Below are 26878 nucleotides of genomic sequence, written 5' to 3'. Positions count from 1 at the left end.
GCTTCTCGTGAGGCCTAATGGTGACGCCGGTTCTTTGCTGCGCTTCGTCGGGGGACGGCACCAAGCAAATCGCGGAGGCATTCGTTAAACGGTGTTTGACACGATCACTCTTCCTGCTCGGCTCGGGTGCGCAATTCGCGGCGGATCACCTTGCCGGTGGTGGTCAGGGGCAGGGCATCTACAAAAGCGACTTCGCGCGGATATTCATGGGCTGCAAGCCGCGTCTTGACGAAGTCGGCGATTTCCCCGGCAAGTTTGTCGGTCGGCTCAAAACCCTTTTTCAGAACGATATACGCCTTGACGATCTCCGTGCGCTGGCTGTCGGGTTTGCCGACGACGCCGGCCATGGCGACCGCCGGGTGCCTGATCAGGCAATCCTCGATCTCGCCCGGACCGATGCGGTAACCGGATGATGTGATGACGTCGTCATCCCGGCCAACAAAACGGATCCAGCCTGTGTCGTCCTTGATGCCGGTGTCGCCCGTCAAAAGCCAGTCGCCTGCGAACTTCTTTTCCGTCGCGTCCATATTGTTCCAGTAGTTCAGGAACATCACAGGATCAGGACGTTTGACGGCAATGTTGCCGAGTGTGCCCGCAGGCAGTTCCTCGCCCTTGTCGCTGACGACGCTGACGTGGTGGCCAGGTACAGGGCGGCCCATGATGCCGGGGCGCGCTTCCATCAGTCTGGCGCAACTGGAAACGATCATGTTGCACTCGGTCTGGCCGTAGAACTCATTGATCGTCAGACCGAATGTGCGCCGGCCCCAGTCGATCAGCTCCGCGCCGAGCGTTTCGCCGCCGGAGGCAACGGACCGCAGGCTGAAGTGCCAGCGTTTTTCGGGCGCCTCCACCTGCCGCATCATCTTCAACGCTGTTGGCGGCAGGAAGGTGTTGCGGATCTTTTGGTCCTGCAGAAGCTGAAAGGCTGCTTCCGCGGTGAATTTCCGGAACCGGCAGGCTACCACCGGGACGCCGAGGTAGAGCGCGGGCATGAGCACGTCGAGCAGGCCGCCGATCCAGGCCCAGTCCGCCGGGGTCCAGATCCGGTCGTCCGGCTGTCCCAGCAAGTCGTGGCTCATCTCGACGCCCGGCAGATGGCCGAGCAGCACCCGGTGGCCGTGCAGGGCACCCTTGGGCTGTCCGGTCGTGCCGGAGGTGTAGATGATGATGGCAGGGTCGTCCGGGCGCGTGTCGAAGGGATGGAATGAGCCTTCGTGTCCGGCCATGTGATGGTGGAGGCTCTCCGCTCCCGGTACATCCTCATCCGCGCAGAGAACAGTCGTCAGCTCGGGCAGCCGGTCACGGATGGTTGCAAGCTTGGTCGCGCCACTTCTATCCGTGATCACCGCTTTGGCACCGGAATCCTTCAGCCGGTATTCCAGTGCTTCTTCCCCGAAGAGGGTAAAAAGCGGAATGGTGATCGCGCCGAGTTTCAGGGCCGCGATATGGGCAAAGGCGGTTTCGGGCCTTTGGGGCATCAGGACGCCGATCCGGTCTCCGGGTTGGACGCCGCGGGCGGTCAGGAGGTTGGCAAGCTGATTGGAAAGCCGCCGAAGGTCATCATAGGTGTAGCTGGTGGCGTTGCCGTCCTCGTCCGTATAGACCAGCGCCTCCCGGTTCGGCTCGCGTGCCGCCCAGTCGTCGCATATGGCAACGCCGATGTTGAACCGGTCCGGGATCTCCCATTTGAACCTGCCGGAAAGGTCGTCATAGCTCGAGGCGTCATGCGGCAGCATCGGCTTCCTCCGCAAGCGCCAGAAGAACGGTGCCGTCTGTGACCTGCTCGCCTTCGGCCACCAGAACCTCGCCGATGACGCCGTCGCGCGGGGCTTTCAGCGTGTGTTCCATCTTCATGGCTTCCAGGATTACCAGCGGCTGACCCTTGGTCACGGCTTCACCCGACCTGGCGTTCAGAACCTTCACAAGGCCCGGCATCGGCGCAACGAGCTGGTCGTCCGCACCGCCGGCTTCCTCGTCGGCGCTAAGGGTGTCCGGCAGGGCAACCGGGAAGGCGTGACCGCCCAGGAAGACTGTCAGACCCTTGCGGTCCTCCACCACCACGGCCCTGGCCCGGTGGCCGTCACAGTCATAGGTGATTGCGCCACCGTCGACCTTCACCAGCGCGTATTCGCGCGAGCCTTCTTCCAGTTGCACGGCAAAGCGCTGATGGCCGAGGGCGTGGACCTCGACGTCCCGGCGCTCGCCGGCAATTTCCAGGAGCGCGTACTGGCGCGATGCGCTCCAGATGCGCCATCCGGCCAGCGTGTCGAAGGGGTCGTTGCCGCTTGCCGGTTTGGTCAGGCCGAGTGCCTTGAGCGCGGCAAGGGCAATGGCATCCACCGGAATGGAGGGCTCTTCGATGAGCTGGGAGAGATCCCGGTCGATAAGGCCGGTGTCGACATCGCCCGCGGCAAAGCCTTCATGGCGGCACAGGGCCGCCAGAAAGCCTGCGTTTGTGACGCAGCCGGCAACTTCCGTCGCCTCAAGGCTTGCCAGCAGCTTGCCAAGGGCTGCCTGGCGGGTCGGCCCATGGACGATCACCTTGGCAATCATCGGGTCATAATAAGGGGTGATCTCATCGCCGGGGCGCACGCCGCTGTCGACGCGGGCACTGTCTTCCGGCAAGGCCAGATGCTCCAGCGTGCCGATGGCGGGCAGGAAGCCCTTCGGCGCGTCTTCAGCATAGAGCCGGGCTTCAAAGGCCCAGCCGCTGAAGGCAAGGTCTTCCTGGCGTTTCGGCAAGGTTTCACCGGAAGCTACACGAAGCTGCCATTCCACCAGATCCTCGCCTGTGATCAGTTCGGTCACCGGGTGCTCCACCTGAAGGCGGGTGTTCATTTCCATGAAATAGAACCGGTCGGAGCGCAGGCCTTCGGAAACATCGGCGATGAATTCGATTGTGCCGGCACCGGAATAGTCGATGGCCTTGGCGGCTGTCACGGCAGCGTCCCCCATCGCCTGGCGCATTTCTTCCGGCATGCCGGGGGCGGGGGCTTCCTCGATCACCTTCTGGTGGCGGCGCTGAAGCGAGCAATCGCGCTCGAACAGATGCACGGCATTGCCGTGGCTGTCGCCGAACACCTGGATCTCGATATGGCGCGGCTTGGTCAGGTATTTTTCGATCAGCACGCGGCTGTCGCCAAAGCTGGCTTCGCCTTCGCGCTGCGCGCCCTTCAGGGCGTCGGCAAAATCCTTCGGGTCATCGACGCGGCGCATGCCCTTGCCGCCGCCGCCGGCACGCGCCTTGATGAGCACCGGATATCCGATCCGGTCAGCCTGCTCTTTCAGGAAGTCCGCGTCCTGGTTCTCCCCATGATATCCGGGCACCACCGGCACACCGGCTTTTTCCATCAGCGCCTTGGCGGCATCCTTCAGGCCCATGGCCCGGATGGACGAGGCGCTCGGTCCGATGAAGGCAATGCCGGCCTTGTCGAGAGCGTCGACGAAGTCCGGGTTTTCAGACAGGAAGCCATAGCCCGGATGAACCGCCTCGGCGCCGCTGAGCTTGCAGGCCTCGATGATCTTGTCGGCCTTCAGATAGCTTTCCGACACCGGTGCCGGGCCGATGCGGAAGGCTTCGTCGGCCATGGCCACATGCTTGGCTCTTGCGTCGGCATCGGAATAGACCGCAACGGTCTTGATGCCGAGCTTCCGGGCCGTCGCCATGACCCGGCAGGCAATCTCGCCGCGATTGGCAATGAGGATCTTCTTGAACATTTCTTAGCTCTCCTCCCAGGGAGTGACTAGTGCGCCGGGGGTGTCGGCATTTCGGTCCGGAGCAAGATCCGGCATATGCTGTATCGGCAGCGCGCTGAACACGGTGATGGAGTTTCGGCTGCCGTCGGCCAGAAGAGAGCTGCGGCCGGTCGCCAGAACGTCCACCTTCAGACCGCCAACGGACAGCGTATCGCCCTTGTCGATGCTGCCTTCGTCAAGCGCGACCAGGATGGCTGTCAGCGGCTGCGTCAGGTGAACATCGGGGTGCTGGTCACGAAACGCGGCTTCGATATCCGGACCGCATTCCACCATCGAGCGGACTTCACCTTGCATCAGTCTTCCTCCCGAGCGCTTCCAGTAAGTGGGTGTGGCTGGCCTCGTCGAAGGCGACCAGCGTGACGCTTTCGATATCCGGCAGGTCATCCAGAAGCCGCGTGACCGTTGTCACCGCGACAGTTGCCGCCTTGGCGGCTGGATAGCCGTAAATGCCGGTGGAAATGGCTGGAAATGCAACGCTGTTGCAGCCGTTGTCCGCGGCGAGGCGAAGGCTGGTTTCGTAGCAGGATGCAAGAAGGTCCGCTTCGCCTGCGCTGCCGCCTTTCCAGACGGGGCCGACCGTGTGAATAACGTGGCGGGCGGGCAAGCGGTACCCGCTGGTGATCTTGGCGTCGCCTGTCTCGCAGCCGTTGAGCGTCCTGCATTCGGCCAGGAGTTCCGGGCCTGCCGCGCGGTGGATGGCCCCGTCGACACCGCCGCCGCCAAGAAGCGATGAATTGGCCGCATTGACGATGGCGTCCACGGCAAGCCGGGTGATGTCGCCGACGTGGGTTTCGATCCTGCTCACGGTTTCAGCTCCGGCTGCAGATCTTCAACAACCCTGAAGCGCTCGCAGACCAGGTCCATTTCCGGATCAAAGCCGCCGTTGCGTTCAAAAAAGGTCTGATGATCCCGGCGCCAGCCGGCGAGATCTTCGTTCTCGCCTTCCGCCAGCGCGAAGTCTTCTCCGACATCGCAGAAGCGCACGACGGAGACTTCCAGCGTCTCGATCACCAGCGCGGGCGTGTCGTCCCAGTTGAGGGCAATGTCACGGCGACCATGGACGGGCAGCACCTCGCCGCCGTCCTCATAGCTCTGCAAGGCGCCGCATGTGGCGGTTTTCTTGCCAGCGCGCACAAGGGCAATAAGCTCGGCACACAGGTCTGCATTGTCGCCGAACTTGAAGGTTTCGGCACCTGGGTATTTTGCTTTCAGCGCGTCGATGGACATCGGATCACATCCTGAAGAGACCGAAGCGCGTGTCTTCGATCGGGGCGTTCAGTGCTGCCGACAGGGAGAGGCCCAGAATATCGCGGGTCTTGCGGGGGTCGACAATGCCATCGTCCCAGAGCCGGGCGGTCGCGTAAAGCGGGTGCCCCTGCTGTTCGAACTGGTCGATGATCGGCTGCTTGAAGGCCTTTTCCTCATCCGCCGACCAGTTGCCGCCCTTGCGCTCGATACCGTCGCGGCGGACGGTGGCCAAAACGCCGGCCGCCTGTTCGCCGCCCATGACCGAAATGCGGGAGTTGGGCCAGGTCCACAGGAAGCGCGGCGAATAAGCCCGGCCGCACATACCGTAGTTGCCGGCACCGAAGGACCCGCCGACCAGCATGGTGATCTTCGGGACGGAGGTGGTGGCAACGGCGGTGACCAGCTTTGCGCCGTCCTTGGCAATGCCGCCGCTTTCGTATTTGCGGCCGACCATGAAGCCGGTGATGTTCTGCAGGAACACCAGCGGCACCTTGCGCTGGGAGCAGAGCTCGACGAAATGAGCCCCCTTCACCGCGCTTTCGGAAAACAGCACGCCGTTGTTGGCAATGATGCCAACAGGCATGCCATGGATATGGGCGAAACCGCAGACCAGAGTGGTGCCGTAGCGGGCTTTGAACTCGTCGAAGCGCGAACCGTCGACGGTGCGGGCGATGACTTCGCGGATGTCGTAGGGCGTCTTCAGATCGGCCGGAACGACACCGAGGATTTCTTCCGGATCGTAGAGCGGGTCTTCCGGGGTCTGCAGGGCGACGGACGGTGTCTTGGTGCGGTTGAGGCTGGCGATGGCGCGGCGGGCAAGCGCCAGTGCGTGCGCGTCGTCGCGGGCCAGATGATCGGCAACACCGGACAGGCGCGTGTGGACATCACCGCCGCCGAGATCCTCCGCCGTGACTTCCTCGCCGGTGGCGGCCTTCACCAGAGGTGGGCCGGCCAGGAAGATGGTGCCCTGGTTCTTGACGATGATGGTTTCGTCCGACATGGCCGGCACATAGGCGCCGCCTGCAGTACACGAACCCATGACGACCGCGATCTGGGCGATGCCCCTGGCCGACATGTTGGCCTGGTTGAAGAAGATGCGGCCGAAATGGTCGCGGTCCGGGAACACCTCGTCCTGATTGGGCAGGTTGGCGCCGCCGCTGTCGACCAGATAGATGCTGGGCAGATTGTTTTCCGAGGCAATTTCCTGGGCGCGCAGGTGCTTTTTCACCGACATCGGATAATAGGTGCCACCTTTGACGGTGGCGTCATTGGCAAGGATCATGACCTCGCGGCCTTCAACCCGGCCGATGCCGGCGATCATGCCGGCAGCAGGTGCGGCGCCGTCATACATGTCGTGGGCGGCGAGCATGCCGACTTCCAGGAAGGGCGAGCCGGGATCGAGCAGGCGGGAGACGCGCTCGCGCGGCAGGATCTTGCCACGGGACACGTGGCGCTGGCGCGCGGTTTCGCCACCGCCGTCCAGGGCTGTCCGGGCAGCGGCCTTGACGGTGTCCATGGCCGCTTCGTGCGCGGCGCGGTTGGCTGCAAACTGTTCGCTTCTCGGCGATAGGCTCGATTTCAGGATGCTCATGTCACCCGGTCTCCCTTGGAACAACCCTCTGGGCGGTTGATCGCGTTCTCGTGTTGGCTCCCCATGCGTCCGGTTTCACGCGTGAGGGCTGGCAAGTCTCATTCTTCCGGCGCGACGGCCTTGCGCGCCAGGTCGAGGTAAATTTCTTCGATATCCTGTCTGGAAAGGCGCCCGCCTTCGCGGTACCAGCTTGGAATGGCGGTCAGCATGGCGATGATCGCCCGGGTCGTGACCCTCGGCTCGCGCAGGCTGTAGCGGCCCTGTCGAGAGCCTTTTTCGAGAATGTCAGTCAGGATGCCTTCGTAGCGGCGGCGCTCTGTCTCGACGGCGTCGAAATTGTCCGGTTCGAGATTGCGAAGCTCCATGTAGGAAATGAAAACTTCGTCTGTCCGTTCCAGGTGATAGCGGATGTGAAACCGCACAAAGCGCTCCAGCGGATCCATCTCCGCCGGAAAATCCGCTGCGTCCCACGCGGCCAGAAGCTCGCTCATGTGGGCAAGCATCAGGTCTTTCAGGATATCCTGCTTGGTCGGGAAGTGATTGTAGAGCGCGCCTGGCTGAACACCGACATCGGCGGCGATTTCGCGCATCGAGACAGCGGCATAGCCGTTGGCAGCAAAGCGTTTCAGGGCGGCCTTGCGCACACGCGCGGCAGTTTCCTGGCCCTTGGCGCCCGTTCTGGAGCGGCTTTGCGGTTTTGCAGCAGCGCTTGCCATTTCAATCCTCCCTGTCTTGAAAAGTAAATGAACGTTTGTTCATTTTCAAGGGCAATTTGAGTACGAAAGCGTTGCTGCTAGAAAGAATGCCAGGGGAACAGGTGGGACTGTCAAAAAACTTTCATGGATAACCTGTTCACAGTCCTTGGGCATTCTGCTTCCGGTTGACCGCACCGCCGACCTTGGCCGTGCCTCCGGGATGTATTTCAAAGGAACCGATTGATGACCGACGAAAGCGCAAAAACCTGGGTTGAAGCGGAATGGGCCGACAGCCTGGACGAAGAGCTGGAGATGGAGATCGACGATTTTCTCATCGCCAGGGATCTCGCCTTCATCTCGGAAAAGAAGCACAAGTCTTCCATCGACAGGAACACCTATTTTCACGAGCTTCTGCGCCTGCAGGCCGAGCTCGTGAAGCTACAGGATTGGGTGCAGCACACCGGTGAGAAGATCGTGATCATCTTCGAAGGCCGTGACGCGGCCGGCAAGGGCGGGGTGATCAAGCGGATCACCCAGCGGCTCAATCCGCGTGTCGCGCGCGTGGTTGCGCTGCCGGCACCAACCGACCGCGAAAAGACCCAGTGGTATTTCCAGCGCTATGTGCCGCATCTGCCGGCCGCCGGTGAAATCGTGCTGTTCGACCGCTCCTGGTACAACCGGTCCGGCGTCGAGCGGGTGATGGGGTTTGCCGATGAAAACCAGGTCGAGCAGTTCTTCAACGACGTTTCGGAATTCGAGCGCATGATCGTGCGGTCCGGCGTGCGGCTGATCAAATACTGGTTCTCGATCACCGACGAGGAGCAGCAGCTCCGCTTCCTGATGCGCATCCACGACCCGCTGAAGCAATGGAAACTGTCGCCGATGGATCTGGAATCCCGGGTACGCTGGGAAGACTATACCAAGGCCAAGGAAGAGACCTTCGAGCGGACCAATATTCCCGAAGCCCCGTGGTTCATCGTGGAAGGCAACGACAAGAAACAGGCCCGCCTCAACTGCATCAGCCACCTTCTGTCGATGATCCCTTACGAAGAGGTGCCGCACGACCCGATCGAGTTGCCGGAACGCGTCTATAACTCCGACTACGAGCGCAAGGTACTGCCGGAACATCTCTACGTGCCGGAGAAGTTTTGAGGCGGGAAGCTGCGCCCTTCATGAGCGCGATTGCTGGCTTCGTATAGATCTCTCCAGATACCACAGGTGTCACCCCGGGCGAGCAGCGCGAGACCCCGGGGCCCACTCGCTTTCAGAGCGTTGAGGCTGGAGCAGGTGTCGACCGGACTTACGCATGTTTCAGCAGGTGGTTCTGCGAGTAGGCCCCGGATCTGCGCTACGCTTGTCCGGGGTGACGCAGAATTGGGTACCTGGTCTGCTTCCTGAATGCTGCGCTGACAACGCGAACAGGCCTCTATCCTGCCTTTCCGCCCTTGCGGAGTTAAATCGTTTTATGTCATCTGGGGTGCGTACCTCAAAAATATGGGAAGGATGCCGGCATGACGGAAAAGTCTATCAAGTGGGGGATCGTTTCGACCGCGAAAATCGGCCTTGAAAAGGTCATCCCCGGCATCCAGCGCTCGAAGACGGGTATCGCTTATGCAATCGCCTCGCGCGATCTTGGCCGGGCGCAGGAAGCTGCCAAGGAGCTGGGTATCGAAAAAGCCTACGGATCCTATGAGGATCTGCTTGGCGACCCGGAAATCGATGCGATCTACAATCCGCTGCCCAACCACATGCATGTGCCGGTGACGATCCAGGCGGTGAATGCCGGCAAACATGTGCTGTGCGAGAAGCCGGTGTCTCTCAATGCCGAGGAAGCGGCGCAGCTTCTGAAACTGCCAAAAGACAAGCTGGTGGCCGAAAACTTCATGGTGCGGGCCCATCCGCAATGGATCAAATCGCGCGAGATCGTGCGCTCCGGCGACCTGGGCGAACTGAAAGCGATCCACACCTTCTTCAGCTATTACAACGATGATCCGGGCAACATCCGCAACAAGGCCGACATCGGCGGCGGCGCGCTGCTCGACATCGGCTGCTACACCATGCTGGCCGGGCGCTACTTCTTCGATGCGGAACCGCTGCGGGTGGTGTCGCTGATCGATCGGGATCCGGAGTTCGGCACGGACCGGATGACCAGTGCCTTGCTCGACTTCGGCAACAACCGGCATCTCAACTTCACCGTCTCGACCCAGCTCACGCCTTACCAGCGCATTCAACTGGTCGGCACGAAGAAGCGTCTGGAAATCGTCATCCCGTTCAACGCGCCGCAGGGCGAAGCAGTGCAGATCCGGCTTGATGACGGTTCCCTGCTCGGCGATGCCTCGATGCAGTCGGATATCATCGCGCCCTGCGATCAATATGGCGAACTGGTGGATGTGTTCGGCCGGGCGATTACCGGCGAAGTGCCGCTACCCTATCGCGCGGAAGACGCGGTTCAGAACATGAAGATCCTCGACGCGATCTTCGCATCGGCAGAAAAAGACGGCTGGGTCAGCATCGACTGAGCCCTTCGCAAGTTTCGCTTTCCAAACAGTGCAGTCCCGGCCTTGAGCCGGGACTTGTTTTTGAGCAGGCCGACGTAGCAGCAGGGGCGTTGGACAACGTCGGCAAAGGTCCCCAGCGTTCAAACCTCCACAAAAGCGAACCCGTTGCCGCGTGTATCCAGATATCCGAAACGCTCCGTCGACAGGTGGGTTGCCGCAAAGGGAATCCTGTCTGCTGACAGCCGGTCGAACAAAGTCTTTCGTGTTTCAACAGCCAGGACGGGGTCGCTGTCGAGCGCATAGCGAACCTCCGGGTTGGCAAATTGCAGTGCATCGGACACAACGACATCGGCCAGCAGGATCATTTCCCTGGAGTCAGCGGACAGATGCACGGCCTGATGACCCGGTGTGTGACCCGGCGCTGAAATCAGGGTAATGCCGTTGCCGAGATCGGTATCGCCGCGATGAAGGCGCAGCTGATTGCCGATCGGTTTCGCGAGTGCCTGAATGAGGCCAACCATCGGTCGTTTGTCTTCCGGCGCAGTGGTCAGCAGGGCTTCGTCGGTCCAGAAGTCCCACTCTGTCGCCTGAAGATGGATGACCGCATTCGGAAAGAGGCTGTTGCCGTTTACGGACAGGCCGCCGATATGGTCGGCATGCATGTGAGTGATGACAATGTCGGTCACCGCTGCGCGCTCTGTGGCCTTTTCCGGAGCCTGCCAGGTGAGCGCTCCGCTTGCCGGAAAACGCTCCTTCAGACAATCACCCGATCCGGCATCAACCAGGATCTTGCGCGTGCCCGTCTCGATCAGCCAGGTGTTGGCTCCAAAACGTGTGCTCGGGCTGACAGCCTGCTGTTCTGTCGGCGTCACGTTGGAAAAATAGGCGGCGGGAATGTCAAGATAACCGTCCGACAGGGCCGTCAGGGTCAGGTCGCCAAGCGCAAGGCGGGTGCCGGATTTTTCGAGAGTGCCGGGCATCGGGGTCTCCATGTCTGTTTGCCGAACGGAAACCTAGCTTCCGATGTCTTCCGGAACGATTGGCGCAAATGACAAAGAATGTGCTAAATCGGCCAAATGGGGCAGTCGCTCGTCATCGCTATCCTTGCTTATTCGGGATCCCTGAAATCCGCCGTCTACGGGCTGAAGGACGTGCTTGGTCATGCCGCGGGTATTAGCGGTGCTGAGGTGAGGCTGGATGTTCTGGAAGATTTCTCCGTGGTGGTGGAAGGCTACGATGCGGTGATCCTGCCGCCTTCGGCCGGAGGGGTTCGTCTGGAAGACGTTCCGGCGCTGCCCGGCTTCTTGCAGCATCTGCACGGCAAAGGGTCCGTCGTGTGCTCGGCCTGCACCGGGCTGACATTCGTTGCGGCCGCGGGGTTGGGGGCAGGGCGCAAGGTGACGACCCATTGGGGGCTCGAACAGCGTCTTTTGGCAGCCTATCCGGACCTGAGGCTCGATACGGACAGGTTGCTGATCGAATATTCCGACCTGATCACGGCCGGTGGCTTGATGGCCTGGGTCGATCTTGCGCTGGCGCTGATCGAGCGCTTTCTGGGATACCCGGTGGCTATTGCCACGGCGCGGCATTTCATTGTCGACTTCCGCCGCCGCGACCAGCGCCGGTTCAGACGCTTCCTGCCCGATCTTCGGCATGGCGATGCGTCCATCCTGAAGGTGCAGCATTTTCTGGAGACCCGGTCCGGCGAGGATGTGAGCGTTGCCGATATGGCGCGCGAAAGCGGGCTGCCGGGACGGACCTTTCAAAGGCGCTTCAAGTCGGCAACGGGCCTTGCGCCGAAACACTATCTCCAGGAGCTTCGCATTGAACGTGCCAGGGATCTCCTGATTGAAACGGATCGGCCGGTTGCGGATATCTGTTTTGCCGTCGGCTACAATGATCCGCCGTCCTTTGGTCGCCTGTTCTCACGCCTTTCCGGCCTAACACCGGGGGCGTTCCGGGACCAGTACCGACGGGAGGATCTCAAGCTTGCCGACCGATGAGCGCGCAATCGGGCAACCCCGCGCTCAAGAGGTCAGCAATTGCTCGCTTTCGCTTGCCAGTGCCGAAAGTTCCTCGAAGGCGCCGGGACCGGCTGCAAGGACCGGGCCGCCTTCCAGAATAGCATCGCCTTCAACAGGGAAGGGACGGTAGCTGCCACCGGCTTCGGCAACCAGGCAGTAGCCGGCAAGGCAATCCCAGGCATGCATGGAAGGCTCATAGAACCCTGCCAACCTGCCGGCGGCCACCAGAGCCAGCATCTGAGCTCCCGAACCAGTGCGGATGTAATTGCCGCCGCGCGCCATCAGACCCGAGATGAGCGCGCCGATCATTTCCGGCGGCACGGCGTTGTTGGCACCGATGCCGGTCAGGCTGTTTTGCAGTGTTTTGGACGAATCGAGCCGCAGAGGTTCGCCGTTCAGTGTCGCGCCACCGCCCCTGACGGCCGCGAAGCTCTCATCGCCGCAGGGCACACGGATGACACCCATGACCAGATCCGTGCCGTGCAGCAGCGCGATGGAGACGCACCAGCTCGGCAGGCCGTGGACGAAGGCCGAGGTGCCGTCTATGGGATCGACCACCCAGGTAAACCCGCTGCTGCCTTGCTCGACGCCGTGTTCCTCCCCCAGAATCCCGTCTTCCGGAAAGGAGGTGCGCAGCCTGTCTCTAATGAGCGTTTCCACGTTTTTGTCGGCAATCGAGACAACGTCCTGCAGGCCCCCCTTGATCTCGATGGTCAGATCCTTGCGCCGGCGGAAATAATCCAGCGCCAGGGAGCCGGCTTCTTCTGCAATGTCCCGCGCTGCGGTGAACCTTGCCGTCAGCGCGTCGGTCGACGGGCTCATGTCTTCAGTAACCACTGTCACGTCAGGCTTCGATCAGGGCAAGGCCCCGGTTGCGGAAGCCGAGCGAGACGGCGGTGCGGGGCGCGAAGGATCGTTCGACCGAGTGATCGATGACGAAGAAATTTCCGACCGGGGTCTCGATCTCGTATTCGACGTGATCGCCGAGATAGGCAGCCGTCAGGATTTCACCGCCGAGACCTGCCGTTCCTTGCGGGTTGAGCATCACGGAGCCGGGCCGCACGGCCAGTTTGGCCTTGCCGCTGGTGGCTTGCCGTGCGCGTAGGCGATGCTGCAGGCCGCCGACATCGATCAGGGCGTCGTCACCGTCCCGGCCGACGATCTCGCAGGAAACGACATTCGCTTCGCCCATGAAATCGGCAATGAATTCGGAGACAGGCTCTTCGTAGAGTTCGCGCGGGGCGCCTTCCTGGGCAATCTTGCCGTCTTTCATGACCACGATCCGATCGGACACCGCAAGGGCTTCGTCCTGATCGTGGGTGACATAGACGGCGGTGAAGCCGAGGCGTTGCTGAAGCTCGCGGATTTCCGTCCGCACGCGCCGGCGCAGGCGGGCATCGAGGTTGGACAAGGGTTCATCCAGCAGCAGTACCTGCGGGTTCAGCACCAGCGCACGGGCAACCGCGACACGCTGCTGCTGGCCGCCGGACAGTTCCGCGGGCAGGCGGTGGCCCATGCCGGAAAGGCCGACCTGGGTAAGACCTTCCTCGGCCCGTTCGCGGGCCTCCCGCTTCTTGTATCCGGAGGATTCCAGGCCGTAGGCCACATTGTCGAGCGCATTCATGTGCGGGAACAAGGCGTAGGACTGGAACACCATGGAGACATCGCGTTCATGCGCGGGAACCATGGTGACGTCCCGTCCGCCGATCAGGATCCTGCCTGCGCTCGGGTGTTCCAGGCCCGCCAGCATGCGCAAGGTGGTGGTCTTGCCGCAGCCGGATGGGCCGAGCAGGGTCACCAGCGTGCCGGGCTCGATGGTGATCGACAGGTCCGGAATGGCGGTGAAGGTGCCGAAGTCCTTGCGGACGTTTTCAAAAACGACGGAGCCCGGTTTGAGGTCAGTCATGCAGTTTTCTCCTGCGCGATACGGATTTTACTGGATTGGGCCATGCCGGAGACGCGGTTTTCCCGGCGCAGGCGGCGTTCGCCAACCAGGAGCTGGAAGCCCGCAATAACCGTGATCATCACGAAGATCAGCATGGAGGAATAGGCAATCGCGATGCCGTATTCGCCGTTTTCGACGAGGCCGACGATGTAGGAGGTAGCCATGTTGTATTCCGCGCTGACAAGGAAGATGACCGCACTGATGGAGGTGATGGCCCGGACGAAGGAGTAGACGAGCGCGGCGGTGATAGCCGGCCGCAGCAGCGGCAGGATCACCTTGCGCAGCGTACGGGCGCTGTTTGCCCGCAGCGTCAGCGACGCTTCGTCCAGGCTCTTGTCGAGCTGGCTCATGGCCGCGATGCCGCCGCGCACGCCAACGGGCATGTTCCGGAAGACGAAACAGGCAACCAGGATCAGGGCCGAGCCGGTCATCTCGATGGGCGGCAGGTTGAAGGCCATGATGTAGCTGATGCCGATAACGGTGCCGGGAATGGCGAAGCTCATCATGAGGGCGAATTCGAAGGCATTCTTGCCGGCGAATTTCTGCCGCACGATGATATAGGCCGTCAGCAGGCCGACCGCCGCTGTCAGCGGTGCGGAGATGAGGGCGATTTCCATGGTCGTCCAGAAGGAGTTCCAGGCAACGCCGGTCCACACAAGAGCCCCGTCCTGGAAGGTGACAGAGAAGGCCCTGGCGTAGTGTTCCAGCGTCAGGGAGTTGTCGAGGCCCCAGGTCTTCACGAAGCCGCCGAACAGGATCATGCCGTAGACGACGATGGTGAATCCCATCCAGGGCAGCACGATGCCGTAGACGGTGAGAGAGAGGCTCTTCGGCAGCCCAGCGTGGGCGCCGCTGTCGCCCTTGCCGGTGACGGTGGCGAAGTTCTTGCCCGACAGCCACAGGCGCTGTGCAAGGAAGGCGGTCAGTGTGAAGCTGAGCAGGATGATCGCGAGCACGGCGGCACGGGAGGGGTCGACCTGTGAGCCGACGACGGCAAAGAAGATTTCGGTCGAGAGCACGCCGTGGCTGCCGCCAAGCACCAGCGGATTGCCGAAGTCGGCCATGCTTTCGATGAACCCGATCAGGAAGGCGTTGGCAAGGCCCGGTTTCATCAGGGGCAGCGAAACCCGCCAGAAGGTGCGCCAGCGGTCGGCCCGCAATGTCTGCGAGGCTTCTTCCATCGATGGGCTGACGCCCTCGACAACGCCAATCAACACCAGGAAGGAGATGGGTGTGAAGGACAGAACCTGCGCGATCCAGATGCCGGTCAATCCGTAAAGCCAGCGGCTCGGCTCAATGCCGAACAGTGTGTCGAGACCCTGGGTGACGACGCCGGAGCGGCCGAAGAGCAGCGTGAGTGCCAGGCCAATCACGAAGGGCGGGGTGATGATCGGCAGGACCGTGAGGAGCCGCAGGCCCTTCTTGAATGGGAAACGGGTGCGTGTGGCGACCAGCGCAAAGGCAAGGCCGAGAATGGTGGAACCGAGCCCGGACATGACGGCCAGAAACAGCGTGCGCCAGGCGACACCGCAGCGGTTACCGCCGACGACACAGTCAAGGCTCCAGATGGCCGGGTCCTGCATGTTTCGGATGAACCCGTCCGGCTTGAAGGAGCCGTCAAAATCTTGCACCGAGCCGGCGAACATCGAGCCAATGGGATAGAAGATGAAAACCGTCACCAGGAAGATCAGGATGGAGATAGACCCGACGACAAAGGCGTCGCCCTTCATGAAGCCGCGTTCTGCTAGCCCGAAGGCGATGAAGAGGACGAAGATCAGTGAGGTGAGGATGGCGCCCGCTCCCATAGCAGGCTGGCCGAGGGACAGAGCGCCGAAGGCGGTTTCGGGAAAGGTCCAGGCCCAGCCGGTGAAGCTGATGGCAAGCCCCTGAAGCGCCATGAAGATAACGCCGATGGTGCCGGTGACGACAAGCAACCGGCCGCGCTTGTTGGCGTCTGTCATGAAGCGGGCACTGCCGCCGATCAGAAACAGCGCCAGCGCGAGCGCAAGCCAGACACGACCTTCGGCAAAGATCTGCAGAAGGCCGGGCGCGAGATCGGAGGAGACCAGAAAGTCCGATGGCCATTCAAAGGAAAAGAAACCCCGGTCCACCCTGTACCAGGGCACGATCAGAAAGGCGCCGATCCCCAGCCCGAGTAGAGCGTTCAGCCGTTTGTTGCCACTCAGCATGGCCACCCCTGTATTTTTGGTTTTCAAATTACGGACGAGCCTCGACACATCCTTGTCGATGCGCCGGCAAAGCTGGCCGAGACTGCGGACGCGCCGTGGCGCCGCACATGATCTGTCAGATGCCGGTGGCGGCAGACGTCATGGTGCGGAACGCCCCGCTCTGCTGCGCCGTCGGTCCACCGGGTGAAGCCCGCACAGGCTTTCAGGGCCAGTGCGGGCTTCTTCGGGTGTTGGGGTCAGTTGGCGATAGCGCCAATCTCACGGTCCCAACGCTCCAGGAGGCTCTTGCGGGTGTCCGGGTTGCCGTAGGTGGCGAAGTCATAGTCGATCAGCTTGATGTCCTCGAACTTCGGTGCTTCCGGCGGAACTTCGGCAGCCTTGTTGGACGGAAGCTGGAAGGACTTCGCGTCTTTCATGCGAGACTGGACTTCCGGAGAGAGGGCCCAGTCGTACCAGACCTTGGCGTTGTCCAGGTTGCGGGCGCCCTTGACGATGGACATGGAGCCGATTTCGTAACCGGTGCCTTCGCAAGGTGCGATGGCCTTGACCGGGAAGCCGGACGCGGCCTGGGCAATGGCATCATGCATGAAGACGATGCCGAGGCCGGTTTCGCCACGTGCTGCGGCTTTCACCGGTGCGGAACCGGACTTGGTGTACTGGGAAACGTTGCTGTTGAGCTCCTTCAGGTAGTCGAAAGCCTCGTCTTCGCCCATGATCTGAACCAGGGAGGCAAGTGCTGTGTAGGCAGTGCCGGAAGAATTCGGATTGGCAACCTGAATTTCGCCCTTGAGTTCCGGCTTCAGCAGGTCTGCCCAGCAGGTCGGTTCGGCAAGGCCCTTGTCCTTGAAGATCTCGGTGTTGTAGCCCCAGCCGAGGGCGCCGGCATAAACGCCAACGGTCTTGAAGCCGGAGCTTTCCGCCTGTTTCTGCGCCCACTCATGAAGCTCGGCAAGCTTGTCCGACTTGTATTCCTGGGTAAGGTTTTCAGAGGCTGCCTGAAGATGCGGGTCGCCGGTGCCGCCCCACCAGATATCGGTTTTCGGATTGCGGGATTCGGCGCGGATCTTTGCATAGCTTTCGCCCGATGACAGACGCACCATGTTGACCTTGATGTCGTGCTTGGCTTCGAAGTCGCCCTGAAGCTGCTCACAGATCACGACATCTGCCGAGCAGATGACATTGAGATCGCCCGCTGCCAGGGCCGGGGCAACCGTATAGGTTGCTGCCGTTGCAAGCAGTGCGACGGAGAGTGTTTTCAAAGACATGGTTTCCTCCACTTTTGGCTTTCAGCCTGTTAGCTGCCCGGAGGGGCAGGCGTTTGTTTCAGCCCGGGGGCTGATGTGCTGACCGGCTTGAGGCATGACTTGCCCGTTCGGAGCCGCCTCCACGGTCCGTTGCCGGTCGAATATCAAATGACGAACTCCGGATTTTCCCTTCGCTCGGAAAGGGAAGATCGCGTTCTTTACTGGGTGGCTACAGGGGTTGCCGTCTGCAGCACCTCCTTGTCGAAACGGTCGAGCAGTCTTCGTCTCTGGTCAGGCGAGCCGAATGTGGCGAAGTCGTAATCGACCATGCGAATGAGTGAGATGTCCGGGGCTGCCGGCGGCAGAGATACCTTGGCATTCGCGGGTATCTGGTTCTGTCCGGAGGCGGCACAGGTTTCCTGCCCTTCCGGGCTTAGCGAAAAATCGACGAACAGGCGTGCGGCTTCCGGATGTCGGGCACCCTTGACGATGCTGACGGCGCCGATCTCGTAGCCGGTGCCCTCGCAAGGGGCGACGATGACCATGGGGGCACCCTCGAGTTTCTGCGTCACCGCGTCGTGGATGAAGGAGATGCCGATGCCCGTCTCACCGCGTGCGGCCGCCTGAACCGGTGCTGCACCGGAGACCGTGAAACGGTCGATGTTTTGTGCGAGAGCGGTCAGATACTCGAAAGCCTCGTCTTCGCCCAGAAGCTGGACGAGCGTTGCCAGCATCGTATAGGCGGTTCCCGAGGAATTCGGGTTGGGCATCTGAACAAGGCCCTTGTACTGCGGGGCCGTCAGGTCTTTCCAGCAGGAGGGCGCTTCAACGCCGTGCTCAGCCAGGAATTCGGAATTATAGCCAAACCCGAGCGCGCCCGCGTAAATGCCGGCGGCCTTGCCGCCTGACATCAGAAAGAAATTTTGCGCCCAGGGCAGTGTGTCGTCGAAGTTTTCCGGCCGGTAGGGCTCAAGCAGGTCTTCGCCTGCGGCCTGCAGATGCGTGTCGCCGGTGCCGCCCCACCAGACATCGATCTTCGGGGCGTCGCGTTCGGCCCGGATCCTGTCGAGGATCTCGCCGGTGCTTCTGCGTTCCATGGAAACATCCAGGCCGGTCTTTTCCTCGAAGACGGCTTCCATCATCTGGCACCACTCGACCTGCACCGCGCACAGGACATTCAGGTCCTGCGCCAAGGCGGCGTTGAGCGACAGCGACAGCCATACGGCCGCACTCGCTCCGAGTGACGTGATGAATTTCATGTTTCCTCCCAGTCCGGAACCCAGGCCCCGAACAGCTATTACCATGGCAGACGGGGCAGTGTTCGCAACAGGAGAATGGTTACCGTTGTTTCGCTGGCAAAAGAAAAGAGTTACAAATATTACAAGCTTTACAATTGTGACAAGCACTTGAAAAACCAAGGCTTTGCATAACACGGCTCTATGCATATGATGCCTTCCGGGAGGACACGGGTTTGCTGAACGAAGGCATCAAGATCCTGATCGTGGAGGACGATCCGGATATGGCGGAACTGATATCGGATCTTCTGGAAGCCGAGGGCTGGTTGCCGGTTGCCGCGCGCTCGGCGGAAGAGGCTGCCAGGATCCTGCCGGAGCATGCTTTCCACCTGGTTCTGGTAGATCATAACCTGCCTGGCATGTCCGGCCGGGTGTTCGCGCAGAAACTGCGGTCGCAGACGGATATCGGTATCGTCATGGTGACGGCGGCCGGCAGCGCGGCAGAGCGTGTGCTGGGCCTTGAAACGGCCGCCGACGATTATGTGGTCAAGCCGTTCGAGCCGATTGAACTGACAGCGCGGATCAAGGCGGTGCTCCGGCGGTTGCACCCGTCCCTGCGGAGCGCCGACAAGGAACCCGTCAGCGTTCAGCACGAACCGACTGCGCTGCTTCTAGGCGACTGGGTGATCGATCTTGTCAATCGCAAGGCTATTTGCTCGTCTCACCCCACACGGACGCTGACGTCATCGGAGTTTTCTCTGCTGGAGATCCTGGCCGCGACACCGAACGAACCTGTAAGCCGGACGAAGATCCTGGAACAGCTGGGGGCGGAGACAGACCGGCTGATCGACCGCAACGTCGATGTTCTGGTCCTGCGCCTTCGCCGCAAGATCGAGCGCAATCCGGACCTGCCGCAACACATCAAGACCCGCCGGGGGAAGGGCTACATCCTGCATCGGGATCCGGCCCATGCGCCTTAGATGATCAGCCGGCCGGTTCTCTCCTCCATCGCCTTCAGGCTGCCTGCGGCTATCGCCCTGATCTGTGCCGTTGCCTTCACCCTGTCGGCCATCGCGATCTACGGTCTTCTGAAGGCGCGCGATGAAACCGCCGCCTATGGGCTGCAGGCCTTCACCAGCCTGGCCGATGCCGCTCTCGTTTCCCGGCAGGTCTCCGACCTCGTCTCCAGCGCCCCCTTCCTGATGAATGCGACCTCGCCCTACACCGTCTCTGGCAAGAGCCGGCTTCTGGTCGAGCAGGTCGACCAGTTGTTGAATGCGCTTCCGGACTACCCGCCCGGCAAGGAAACCTACCGGGCGGCCAACACGCGGATCTTCGAGCTGCTCGGTCAGATCAGGGCGCAGACGCTGGTGCTGTCTGCCAAGGCCGAAACCGCACAGCACTACAAGGAACAGGTTTCCTCGGCGCTGGGCATGATCGCGGTTGCCGATACGGCCAGCCAGAAGGAGCTGCGCCAGAGGCTCAACGCCATCGTGCACTCGGTCTCGAGTGCAGGCAGCCTGTTTCAGCTTGGCGAACTCAAGCGGCGCTATGTGGCTGGCACGGCTTTGGCGCCGCTTCCGCCTTCGGATCTGAGGCCCTATGAACGGGTTTTCGAGGCGCAGACAAGCTATCTGCTGGAGATGTTTGCCGTGCGCGCTGCGATTGCCAGACTGCACACGGTTGCGCGCGAACTCTCCCTTGCCACCGAAACCCAGTCGGGCATCGTGACGGAAACGCTCAACAGGGATTTCCAGTCGACCTCGGCCACCTTGCAGCAGCTTCTGGTGATCGTTGCCGTGGCTTCGCTGCTGGTGCTGACCATGGCGGTGATATCGATCCGCTCGGTTATCCGGGTGTCGAAAGGCATCGTCTCCCTGGCCAGCGGCATGAACGCTCTTGCCAAGGGGCAGAAGGATGTCGGACCGCCGGTCTATCAGGGCAATGAAACGGAACTCCTGGATCTGCAGCAGGCCTTTCTCGCCTTCAAGGAAAGCGTCGACCGGGTCACCCGTCTGAGGCGCACAGCGGAGGCGGCAGCCAGGACGATCCGGTCCACCTTTCGCAGCATGAACGAGGGTATTGCCATTTTCGATGCCACCGGCCAGCCGGTGACCATGAACCGGAGGGTCATCGAGCTGCTGGGCCACAAGGGTGCGGCGCGCAAGCTGCCGCTTGTCCAGTTTCTGGAGCCTGTTCCAGAAGTCCGGACAGAGCTGCTTCCGGGCGCCCCGGACGGGAGGCCCCTGAGTTCGCCTTTTTCCGTGCGCCATCGTTCTGAAAACGGGACCGTTACGGAAATCTCTCTGTCGCGGCAAAGCGACGACGGTGTCGTTCTGCTCGCCCGGGATGTAACGCTTCTGGACCGGCAGGAGGCAGAGGCGGCCAAGGCCCAGAGGCTCGACGGCATCATGCGGCTGACGCACCAGCTCAGCCATGAGGTTGGCAACACCATTGGCATCATTACCGGTAGCCTCGGGCTGCTGGAGCGGGAGGGCGGTTTCAACGACCGTCAGGCCCGCAACATCGCGCGCATCCGCAAGGCGGCCGACCGGGGGCGCTCGCTTGCCAGCAGCATGTTGACCATCGGGCGCCAGCAACCGGCCAATCTCAGCCGCATCGGCATGTCTTCATTGTTGCGCGGCATGGCCGACATTCTGGAAATCGCCATCGGCGAAAAATGCAACCTTAAACTGGAGCTGGACGACAGCTTGCCACCGCTGGTGCTCGACCCGGAACTGTTCGAGCAGTCCGTACTGAACCTCTGCCTGAATTCGGCAGCGGCAATGCCGGATGGCGGTGAGGTGCGGGTTTCAATCTTTTCGACTGGCGATGCGGTCGTGGTATCCGTCACCGACACAGGCACCGGCATGAGCCGGGAAGAGGTCGACAAGGCTTTCGAACCCTATTTCACCACCAAGACAAGCGAGGGCGGCGCCGGGCTCGGGCTTGCCGTGGTCTATGGTTTCGTTCGCCAAAGCGGCGGCACGGCAAATATCTTTTCCGAGCCGGGCAAGGGCACGACAGTCGAACTACGGTTTCCCCAGGACGAGGAAGAAGCCGGGGAAGTCACCCCGCGCATAGAAGCGGTTTCCTGAGGCGCTGACTATCCACCCGCGGAACGTTTTCAGGCTCAACGTATTCTGAAAGATCTCACCACTCGGGTTACCCCGGACAAGCGAAGCGCAGATCCGGGGCCTACTCGCTGATCCGCTTGCTGAAGCGGATGTTATTTTTTTGGCTGGTTGCTGCAATTCGCAACCGCTCTGGAAATGAATGGGCCACGGGTCTCACGATGCTCGCGCGGGGTGACATTAAGGGTTTGTAAGGTGGGGGAATTCTTATGCTGTGTTGAGCGAGCGGTTGGCTGGCTGTTTCAACCGTTGATAAGGCGGGAGGTATTCAGAGACTTTGAGCAATGCGAACGTGTTGCTGCTTTTTGTCTAAACTGATCATCGATCTCGTCTTTCTCTCCAATTTTACCTCCCCGTAAAATTCCACTCTTGACTCATTTGGAACGTTCCAGTAATTGTTCCGATCAAGAAATTGGAACGTTCCAAAAAATCAAAATTTTCGGGAGGAATTGGATGCGTTGGGCCCTAATCGGTGCGAGCCGTATTGCGTCGAGTTACATGATCGATGCCATCCGTTCGCAGGATGCCGACATCCAGTCCGTCCTGAGTTCGGATGCGGTGCGTGGTGAGGCATATGCCCGTGAACACGGCATTGCCGAGAGCTTCACGGATCTGGATGCGCTCCTGGCCGATGACAGTGTCGACGCGGTCTATATTTCCACCACCAACGACAAACATCATGCACAGGCTCTGGCCGCGATAGCTGCCGGCAAGCATGTGCTGTGCGAAAAGCCGCTGGCCATGACCCTGGACGAGGCCGGTGACATGGTGCGCACCGCCGCCGGCAAGGGTGTGGTCTTTGCCACCAACCACCATCTGCGCAATGCCGGGTCCCATTTGGCCATCCGGGAACTGATCGCGTCCGGCCGCATCGGCAAGGTGCTGAGTGCGCGTGTCTTCCATGCGGTCAATCTGCCGGATGCGCTGCGTGGCTGGCGTATCAACGACGCGGCTGCTGGCGGTGGCGTCATTCCAGACATCACCGTGCACGACGCAGACACGATCCGCTTCCACCTGGGCGAAGACCCGCAGGAGGTCGTTGCCAAGGCCGCGGCATCAGGCCTGGGAGACGGGGTCGAGGACAGCGTGATGTCGGTCTGGTCGATGCCGTCAGGCACCATGGTACAGTCGCACGAAAGTTTCACGCACAAATACGCCGGAACAGGTATCGAGTTTCACGGCACCGACGGCTCGATTTTTGCCCGCAATGTCATGACCCAGGAACCTGTCGGCGAGATTCGGCTGGTCGATGCGGATGGCGAACACGAAATCTCCTACGACAAGCATAACCTCTACCACCGCGCGCTCGGCCTCTTTGCCGGTGCGATCAACGGCAAGGGCCGTCCCTCCGCCGATGGCGTCGATGGGGTCAAGTCGCTCGCCGTTGCGCTCGCCGTGCGCGAAGCTGCTCAGTCCGGCAAGGCCGTTGCCGTCAACTATGGAGGCTTTTGAGCAATGGCCTCCAAGATCGTTTCCATGGCGGATGCCGCCGCCCGCATTCAGGACGGCGCGGTCATCACCGTTTCCTCTTCCTCCGGTCTCGGGTGCCCGGACAAGATCCTTGAGGCCATCGGCACAAGGTTCGACAGCGAAGGGCATCCGAGAAACCTCACGACGCTCCACCCGATTGCTGCGGGCGACATGTACGGCATCAAGGGGATCGACCACCTTGCCAAGGACGGTCTTCTGTCGACCATCATCGCAGGCTCTTATCCTTCCGGCCCGTCCAACCTGCCGATGCCGGCGATCTGGCAGATGCTGGTGGAGAACCGGGTGGCTGCCTACAACGTGCCTTCCGGCATCCTGTTCGACATGCACCGGGATGTGGCGGCCCGCCGCCCGGGTGTGATGACCAAGGTCGGTCTCGACACCTTCGTCGATCCGATCCGTCAGGGCTGCGCCATGAACGATGTCGCGGCCGAGCGGCCTATCGTTTCCCGGCTGGAACTTGGCGGCGAAACCTGGTTGCATTTTCCCAACATCGTGCCGGATGTCGCGATCATCCGGGCGACCACCGCTGATGAGCGCGGCAATCTCACCTATGAACATGAGGGTGCCTACCTTGGTGGCCTCGAGCAGGCAATTGCGGTGCGCAACCACGGCGGTCTGGTGATCGCGCAGGTCAAGCGCGTGACGGCTTCCGGCTCGCTGCGTCCGCACGATGTTCGTGTGCCCGGTCACCTGGTCGATCTCATCGTTGTCGATCCGGACCAGCGCCAGACCACGGAAACCGGATACGACCCGGCCATCTCCGGCGAGATCATGCGTCCCTGGTCCAGTTTCTCGCTGGCCGAGCACGGCATCGAGAAGGTTGTCGCGCGACGCGCGGCAATGGAACTCAAGTCCGGCCAGACGGCAAACCTCGGCTTCGGCATTTCGGCCATGGTGCCGCGGGTGCTGCTGGAAGCCGGTCAGGAACAGGCCGTTACCTGGGCCATCGAGCAGGGCGCGACCGGTGGCATGCCGCTGACGGGCTTTGCGTTCGGCTGTGCCTCCAACGCCGATGCCTATATGCCGTCGCCTCAGCAATTCACTTATTTCCAGGGCGGTGGTTTCGATGTTTCCTTCCTGTCTTTCCTGGAGATCGATCTGGACGGCAACGTCAATGTCTCCAAGCTCGGCAAGAAACCCTATCTGACAGCCGGGTGCGGCGGCTTTGTCGATATCACCGCGAATGCGCGCAAGATCGTGTTCTCGGGCTTGTTTGAAGCGGGTGCCGATCTGGAGCTGACGGAAGACGCTCTGAAGGTCCGGACGCCGGGCAAGTTCACCAAGATGGTGGACGAGGTCGAACATGTGACTTTCTCCGGCCGCAGGGCGAAGGAACTCGGCCAGGACGTCATCTATGTGACCGAGCGCTGCGTCATCCATCTGACCGATGCGGGCCTTGTCGCAACGGAGATCATGCCAGGCATCGATCCGGCGCGTGACATCGTAGATGCTTCCAAGGGCCGGGTGCGCCTTGCCAACGATCTGGTCGAGATGCCGAAAGCTCTTCTTTCCAGAAGTGCGATGGAGCTGAGCCTGTGAGCGCGCTGCATCTCATCCGTCATGGGGCAATTGCCGAGCTGAAGCTGGACAATCCGGCCAAGCTGAATGCGTTCACGCTCGACATGCTGAAGAAGGTCGAGCCCTATTGCGACGAGCTGGAACGCGATGCGTCCATTCTTGCCGTGGTGATTACGGCGGCAGAGAGCAAGGCCTTTTGTGCTGGGGCTGACATTCTCGAATGGTCCGAGCTTTCGCCTTACGACTTTGCCCGCCACTGGGTGCGCGAAGGCCACCGGGTTTTCGACCGGCTGGCACGGCTTTCCAAGCCGACGGTGGCCGCGCTTGGTGCGCACGCCTTCGGCGGTGGCCTGGAGTTCGCAGCGACCGCGGATATCCGCGTGATGGCGCCAAGGGCAACACTGGCGCTGCCGGAAGCGTCTGTCGGCATCGTGCCGGGCTGGTCCGGCACGCAGCGGCTGATCCGCCTGCTGGGGGAGCCGATGGTAAAGGAAATGGCTCTGTTCGGCCGGCGGATTTCCGCAGAACGCGCCTTTGCTGCGGGCTTTGCCGCGGAGATTTCCGACGATCCGGCATCAGCCGCGTTCGAAATGGCCGAGAAGCTTGCCGGCAAATCGTCCCGGGCCGTGGAAGTGGCCAAATACATGATCCACGCAGCCGTCGGCGAAGATCGCAGCGCCATGATCGAGGCGCTTGGCTCCGGCATGATCAGCCCGACTGAAGATCGCAACGAGGGCGTTACCGCCTTTCGCGAAAAGCGCAAACCGAATTTCCTGGAAGTAAAGTCATGAGTGACCTGAACGTCGTTTCCATCAGCGAAGCAAAACTGCCGGCCGAGCCCTTCGTTGCCCGTCACCTGATCGATGGCGACTGGCGCCAGAGCGCCGACGGTGCCACCTTCGACCGCGTGTCCCCGTCCCATGGCAGTGTTGTCACGCGGGCCGCGAAGGGTGGTGCTCGCGACGTTGATGCAGCGGTGTCCGCCGCGCGGCTTGCCTTCGACAAGGGGCGCTGGTCGCGCACCAGTGGCAAGGAGCGGGCAACGCTTCTCCTGAAAATCGCCGACCTGATCGACCGCGAACGGGAACGGATCGCTTACTGGGAAACGCTGGAATCCGGCAAGCCGATCAGCCAGGCGATGGCGGAAATCGAAGGGGCATCGGATATCTGGCGCTTCGCCGCTTCGCTGGCGCGCACGATGCACGGTGAAAGCTACAATTCGCTCGGCAGCGACATGCTCGGTCTGGTGCTCAAGGAGCCGGTCGGGGTGGTGTCTATCATCACGCCCTGGAACTTCCCGTTCCTGATCGTGTCGCAGAAACTGCCCTTTGCGCTCGCCGCCGGATGCACCGCCGTTATCAAGCCTTCCGAAATGACACCTGCCACGACCGTCATCCTGGGGGAACTCTGCATTGAAGCCGGTATCCCGGCGGGGGTCGTCAACATCGTCCTTGGCTACGGCGATCCGGTTGGAACGGCGATGACCGCCGACAAGCGGGTCGACATGGTCACTTTCACCGGCTCGACCGGTGTCGGCAAGGCCATCGTCAAGGCGGCGGCCGGAACCTTGAAGAAGGTGTCGCTGGAACTTGGCGGCAAGAACCCCCAGGTCATCTTCCCCGATGCCGACCTTGAAAGCGCCGTCGATGCGGTCGTCTTCGGCGTCTATTTCAATGCCGGCGAATGCTGCAACTCCGGCTCGCGGATCATCGTGCATGAAGACATTGCCGAGGCGTTCGTGAAGGCGACGGTTGAGCTGTCGCGCAAGGTGCCCTTCGGCGACCCTCTGGACCCATCGACCAAGGTCGGGGCGATCATCACGCCCGACCACCAGAGCAAGATCGACAAATATGTGCGTGATGCCGCAGAGGCCGGGGCGACCGTTCGTCTGGGCGGTGAGGCTCTGTCAGTGCCGGGTCTTGCCGGGCAGTTCTACCAGCCGACGGTTGTCGCGGATGTGAAAAGCGACATGCCGATTGCCCGTGACGAAGTGTTTGGGCCGGTGCTGTCGGTGCTGACCTTCAAGACGCTGGACGAGGCGATCGAGCTCGTCAACGACGCCGACTACGGCCTGTCGGCCGGTGTGTGGAGCGAGAATGTGCACACCTGCCTGGAATTCGCACGCCGGGCGCATGCCGGCACGGTCTGGACCAACACCTGGATGGACGGCTTTGCCGAATTGCCCTTCGGCGGCATGAAGGAAAGCGGCCAGGGTCGGGAGCTTGGCAAATACGGACTGGACGAATTTCTGGAAGCCAAGACCGTGACCATGCGCATCGGCAAGACGCGGGCTCCCTGGGTGGCGTGATG

General features: G+C 61.6%; 22 protein-coding genes. 9 read left to right on the top strand and 13 right to left on the bottom strand.

The features are described 5' to 3' along the window. Positions 1-104 precede the first annotated feature (104 nt). The 7 genes from V1T76_RS11980 to V1T76_RS11950 all read right to left on the bottom strand — a co-directional run bounded on the left by V1T76_RS11980 (position 105) and on the right by V1T76_RS11950 (position 7311). Positions 105-1736: an acyl-CoA synthetase gene (locus tag V1T76_RS11980; RefSeq protein ID WP_330560897.1), complete on the bottom strand. Its 1632-nt coding sequence runs from the start codon at positions 1734-1736 to the stop codon at positions 105-107. Then, complete coding sequence (locus tag V1T76_RS11975) at positions 1723-3717, bottom strand: acetyl/propionyl/methylcrotonyl-CoA carboxylase subunit alpha (RefSeq protein ID WP_330560896.1); 1995 nt, start codon at positions 3715-3717, stop codon at positions 1723-1725. The genes V1T76_RS11980 and V1T76_RS11975 overlap by 14 nt, the downstream gene beginning before the upstream one ends. Positions 3718-3720: 3 nt before the next feature. Then, positions 3721-4050: a hypothetical protein gene (locus V1T76_RS11970; protein WP_330560895.1), complete on the bottom strand. Its 330-nt coding sequence runs from the start codon at positions 4048-4050 to the stop codon at positions 3721-3723. Continuing rightward, the gene (locus V1T76_RS11965; protein ID WP_330560894.1) at positions 4040-4561 is read right to left on the bottom strand and encodes an O-acetyl-ADP-ribose deacetylase; all 522 of its coding nucleotides are present in this window, start codon (positions 4559-4561) and stop codon (positions 4040-4042) included. Before V1T76_RS11965 ends, V1T76_RS11970 begins: the two co-directional genes overlap by 11 nt. Further along, positions 4558-4983, bottom strand: a complete 426-nt coding sequence (locus V1T76_RS11960; protein ID WP_330560893.1) for an ASCH domain-containing protein — start codon at positions 4981-4983, stop codon at positions 4558-4560. Before V1T76_RS11960 ends, V1T76_RS11965 begins: the two co-directional genes overlap by 4 nt. Before the next feature lie 4 nt (positions 4984-4987). Beyond that, complete coding sequence (locus tag V1T76_RS11955; RefSeq protein WP_330560892.1) at positions 4988-6595, bottom strand: carboxyl transferase domain-containing protein; 1608 nt, start codon at positions 6593-6595, stop codon at positions 4988-4990. A 98-nt stretch (positions 6596-6693) separates the two neighbouring features. Next, positions 6694-7311: a TetR/AcrR family transcriptional regulator gene (locus V1T76_RS11950; protein ID WP_330560891.1), complete on the bottom strand. Its 618-nt coding sequence runs from the start codon at positions 7309-7311 to the stop codon at positions 6694-6696. Between the two features lie 222 nt (positions 7312-7533). On the opposite strand from V1T76_RS11950, the gene ppk2 reads away from it, so the two are divergent. Together ppk2 and V1T76_RS11940 are read left to right on the top strand one after the other, a co-directional pair. Then, positions 7534-8442, top strand: a complete 909-nt coding sequence (gene ppk2, locus V1T76_RS11945; RefSeq protein WP_330560890.1) for a polyphosphate kinase 2 — start codon at positions 7534-7536, stop codon at positions 8440-8442. 359 nt (positions 8443-8801) lie between these two features. After that, entirely contained in the window at positions 8802-9809 is a 1008-nt protein-coding gene (locus V1T76_RS11940) for a Gfo/Idh/MocA family protein (protein ID WP_330560889.1), read from the top strand. A gap of 119 nt (positions 9810-9928) precedes the next feature. On the opposite strand, the gene V1T76_RS11935 is transcribed toward V1T76_RS11940, so the two are convergent. After that, positions 9929-10768, bottom strand: coding sequence for an MBL fold metallo-hydrolase (locus V1T76_RS11935; RefSeq protein ID WP_330560888.1), 840 nt, complete (start codon positions 10766-10768; stop codon positions 9929-9931). A 96-nt stretch (positions 10769-10864) separates the two neighbouring features. Here V1T76_RS11935 and V1T76_RS11930 point away from each other — a divergent pair, with 96 nt between their 5' ends. Beyond that, positions 10865-11791 carry a GlxA family transcriptional regulator gene (locus tag V1T76_RS11930; RefSeq protein WP_330560887.1) on the top strand — a complete coding sequence of 309 codons (927 nt, stop codon included), beginning with the start codon at positions 10865-10867 and terminating at the stop codon, positions 11789-11791. A gap of 24 nt (positions 11792-11815) precedes the next feature. On the opposite strand, the gene V1T76_RS11925 is transcribed toward V1T76_RS11930, so the two are convergent. The 5 genes from V1T76_RS11925 to V1T76_RS11905 all read right to left on the bottom strand — a co-directional run bounded on the left by V1T76_RS11925 (position 11816) and on the right by V1T76_RS11905 (position 18449). After that, on the bottom strand, positions 11816-12634 hold the full coding sequence (locus V1T76_RS11925) for an inositol monophosphatase family protein (protein ID WP_330561436.1): 819 nt from the start codon (positions 12632-12634) through the stop codon (positions 11816-11818). Positions 12635-12656: 22 nt separating this feature from the next. Then, positions 12657-13718: an ABC transporter ATP-binding protein gene (locus V1T76_RS11920; RefSeq protein WP_330560886.1), complete on the bottom strand. Its 1062-nt coding sequence runs from the start codon at positions 13716-13718 to the stop codon at positions 12657-12659. Then, positions 13715-15946: an ABC transporter permease gene (locus V1T76_RS11915; protein ID WP_330560885.1), complete on the bottom strand. Its 2232-nt coding sequence runs from the start codon at positions 15944-15946 to the stop codon at positions 13715-13717. The genes V1T76_RS11920 and V1T76_RS11915 overlap by 4 nt, the downstream gene beginning before the upstream one ends. Positions 15947-16182: 236 nt before the next feature. After that, positions 16183-17211, bottom strand: coding sequence for an ABC transporter substrate-binding protein (locus V1T76_RS11910; RefSeq protein ID WP_330560884.1), 1029 nt, complete (start codon positions 17209-17211; stop codon positions 16183-16185). A gap of 197 nt (positions 17212-17408) precedes the next feature. Then, positions 17409-18449 carry an ABC transporter substrate-binding protein gene (locus V1T76_RS11905; RefSeq protein ID WP_330560883.1) on the bottom strand — a complete coding sequence of 347 codons (1041 nt, stop codon included), beginning with the start codon at positions 18447-18449 and terminating at the stop codon, positions 17409-17411. Positions 18450-18661: 212 nt separating this feature from the next. Here V1T76_RS11905 and V1T76_RS11900 point away from each other — a divergent pair, with 212 nt between their 5' ends. The 6 genes from V1T76_RS11900 to V1T76_RS11875 all read left to right on the top strand — a co-directional run bounded on the left by V1T76_RS11900 (position 18662) and on the right by V1T76_RS11875 (position 26876). Then, complete coding sequence (locus V1T76_RS11900) at positions 18662-19405, top strand: response regulator transcription factor (RefSeq protein WP_330560882.1); 744 nt, start codon at positions 18662-18664, stop codon at positions 19403-19405. Then, positions 19406-21523, top strand: a complete 2118-nt coding sequence (locus V1T76_RS11895; RefSeq protein ID WP_330560881.1) for a sensor histidine kinase — start codon at positions 19406-19408, stop codon at positions 21521-21523. It begins immediately after the preceding gene. A 489-nt stretch (positions 21524-22012) separates the two neighbouring features. Next, on the top strand, positions 22013-23011 hold the full coding sequence (locus tag V1T76_RS11890; RefSeq protein ID WP_330560880.1) for a Gfo/Idh/MocA family protein: 999 nt from the start codon (positions 22013-22015) through the stop codon (positions 23009-23011). Positions 23012-23014: 3 nt separating this feature from the next. After that, on the top strand, positions 23015-24589 hold the full coding sequence (locus V1T76_RS11885; RefSeq protein WP_330560879.1) for an acyl CoA:acetate/3-ketoacid CoA transferase: 1575 nt from the start codon (positions 23015-23017) through the stop codon (positions 24587-24589). After that, positions 24586-25359 carry an enoyl-CoA hydratase/isomerase family protein gene (locus V1T76_RS11880; RefSeq protein ID WP_330560878.1) on the top strand — a complete coding sequence of 258 codons (774 nt, stop codon included), beginning with the start codon at positions 24586-24588 and terminating at the stop codon, positions 25357-25359. The genes V1T76_RS11885 and V1T76_RS11880 overlap by 4 nt, the downstream gene beginning before the upstream one ends. Then, positions 25356-26876 (top strand): aldehyde dehydrogenase family protein, encoded by a 1521-nt coding sequence (locus V1T76_RS11875; protein WP_330560877.1) that lies wholly within the window; start codon positions 25356-25358, stop codon positions 26874-26876. The genes V1T76_RS11880 and V1T76_RS11875 overlap by 4 nt, the downstream gene beginning before the upstream one ends. The last annotated feature ends 2 nt before the right edge of the window (positions 26877-26878 follow it).

It is taken from the genome of Roseibium sp. FZY0029, assembly GCF_036350355.1.
Classification (GTDB): domain Bacteria; phylum Pseudomonadota; class Alphaproteobacteria; order Rhizobiales; family Stappiaceae; genus Roseibium.
Note: the sequence above shows the minus strand (reverse complement) of the source record. Positions and strands in the feature narration are given on the sequence as shown.

Bases quoted from the DNA above. Each gene is read 5' to 3' on its own strand.
- V1T76_RS11915 (WP_330560885.1), bottom strand. From the start codon at position 15,946: ATGCTGAGTGGCAACAAACGGCTGAACGCTCTACTCGGGCTGGGGATC.
- V1T76_RS11970 (WP_330560895.1), bottom strand. From the start codon at position 4,050: ATGCAAGGTGAAGTCCGCTCGATGGTGGAATGCGGTCCGGATATCGAA.
- V1T76_RS11895 (WP_330560881.1), top strand. From the start codon at position 19,406: ATGATCAGCCGGCCGGTTCTCTCCTCCATCGCCTTCAGGCTGCCTGCG.
- V1T76_RS11905 (WP_330560883.1), bottom strand. From the start codon at position 18,449: ATGAAATTCATCACGTCACTCGGAGCGAGTGCGGCCGTATGGCTGTCG.
- V1T76_RS11940 (WP_330560889.1), top strand. From the start codon at position 8,802: ATGACGGAAAAGTCTATCAAGTGGGGGATCGTTTCGACCGCGAAAATC.
- V1T76_RS11885 (WP_330560879.1), top strand. From the start codon at position 23,015: ATGGCCTCCAAGATCGTTTCCATGGCGGATGCCGCCGCCCGCATTCAG.
- V1T76_RS11935 (WP_330560888.1), bottom strand. From the start codon at position 10,768: ATGCCCGGCACTCTCGAAAAATCCGGCACCCGCCTTGCGCTTGGCGAC.
- V1T76_RS11910 (WP_330560884.1), bottom strand. From the start codon at position 17,211: ATGTCTTTGAAAACACTCTCCGTCGCACTGCTTGCAACGGCAGCAACC.
- V1T76_RS11955 (WP_330560892.1), bottom strand. From the start codon at position 6,595: ATGAGCATCCTGAAATCGAGCCTATCGCCGAGAAGCGAACAGTTTGCA.
- V1T76_RS11890 (WP_330560880.1), top strand. From the start codon at position 22,013: ATGCGTTGGGCCCTAATCGGTGCGAGCCGTATTGCGTCGAGTTACATG.
- ppk2 (WP_330560890.1), top strand. From the start codon at position 7,534: ATGACCGACGAAAGCGCAAAAACCTGGGTTGAAGCGGAATGGGCCGAC.
- V1T76_RS11975 (WP_330560896.1), bottom strand. From the start codon at position 3,717: ATGTTCAAGAAGATCCTCATTGCCAATCGCGGCGAGATTGCCTGCCGG.
- V1T76_RS11920 (WP_330560886.1), bottom strand. From the start codon at position 13,718: ATGACTGACCTCAAACCGGGCTCCGTCGTTTTTGAAAACGTCCGCAAG.
- V1T76_RS11925 (WP_330561436.1), bottom strand. From the start codon at position 12,634: ATGAGCCCGTCGACCGACGCGCTGACGGCAAGGTTCACCGCAGCGCGG.
- V1T76_RS11930 (WP_330560887.1), top strand. From the start codon at position 10,865: ATGGGGCAGTCGCTCGTCATCGCTATCCTTGCTTATTCGGGATCCCTG.
- V1T76_RS11960 (WP_330560893.1), bottom strand. From the start codon at position 4,983: ATGTCCATCGACGCGCTGAAAGCAAAATACCCAGGTGCCGAAACCTTC.
- V1T76_RS11950 (WP_330560891.1), bottom strand. From the start codon at position 7,311: ATGGCAAGCGCTGCTGCAAAACCGCAAAGCCGCTCCAGAACGGGCGCC.
- V1T76_RS11980 (WP_330560897.1), bottom strand. From the start codon at position 1,736: ATGCTGCCGCATGACGCCTCGAGCTATGACGACCTTTCCGGCAGGTTC.
- V1T76_RS11875 (WP_330560877.1), top strand. From the start codon at position 25,356: ATGAGTGACCTGAACGTCGTTTCCATCAGCGAAGCAAAACTGCCGGCC.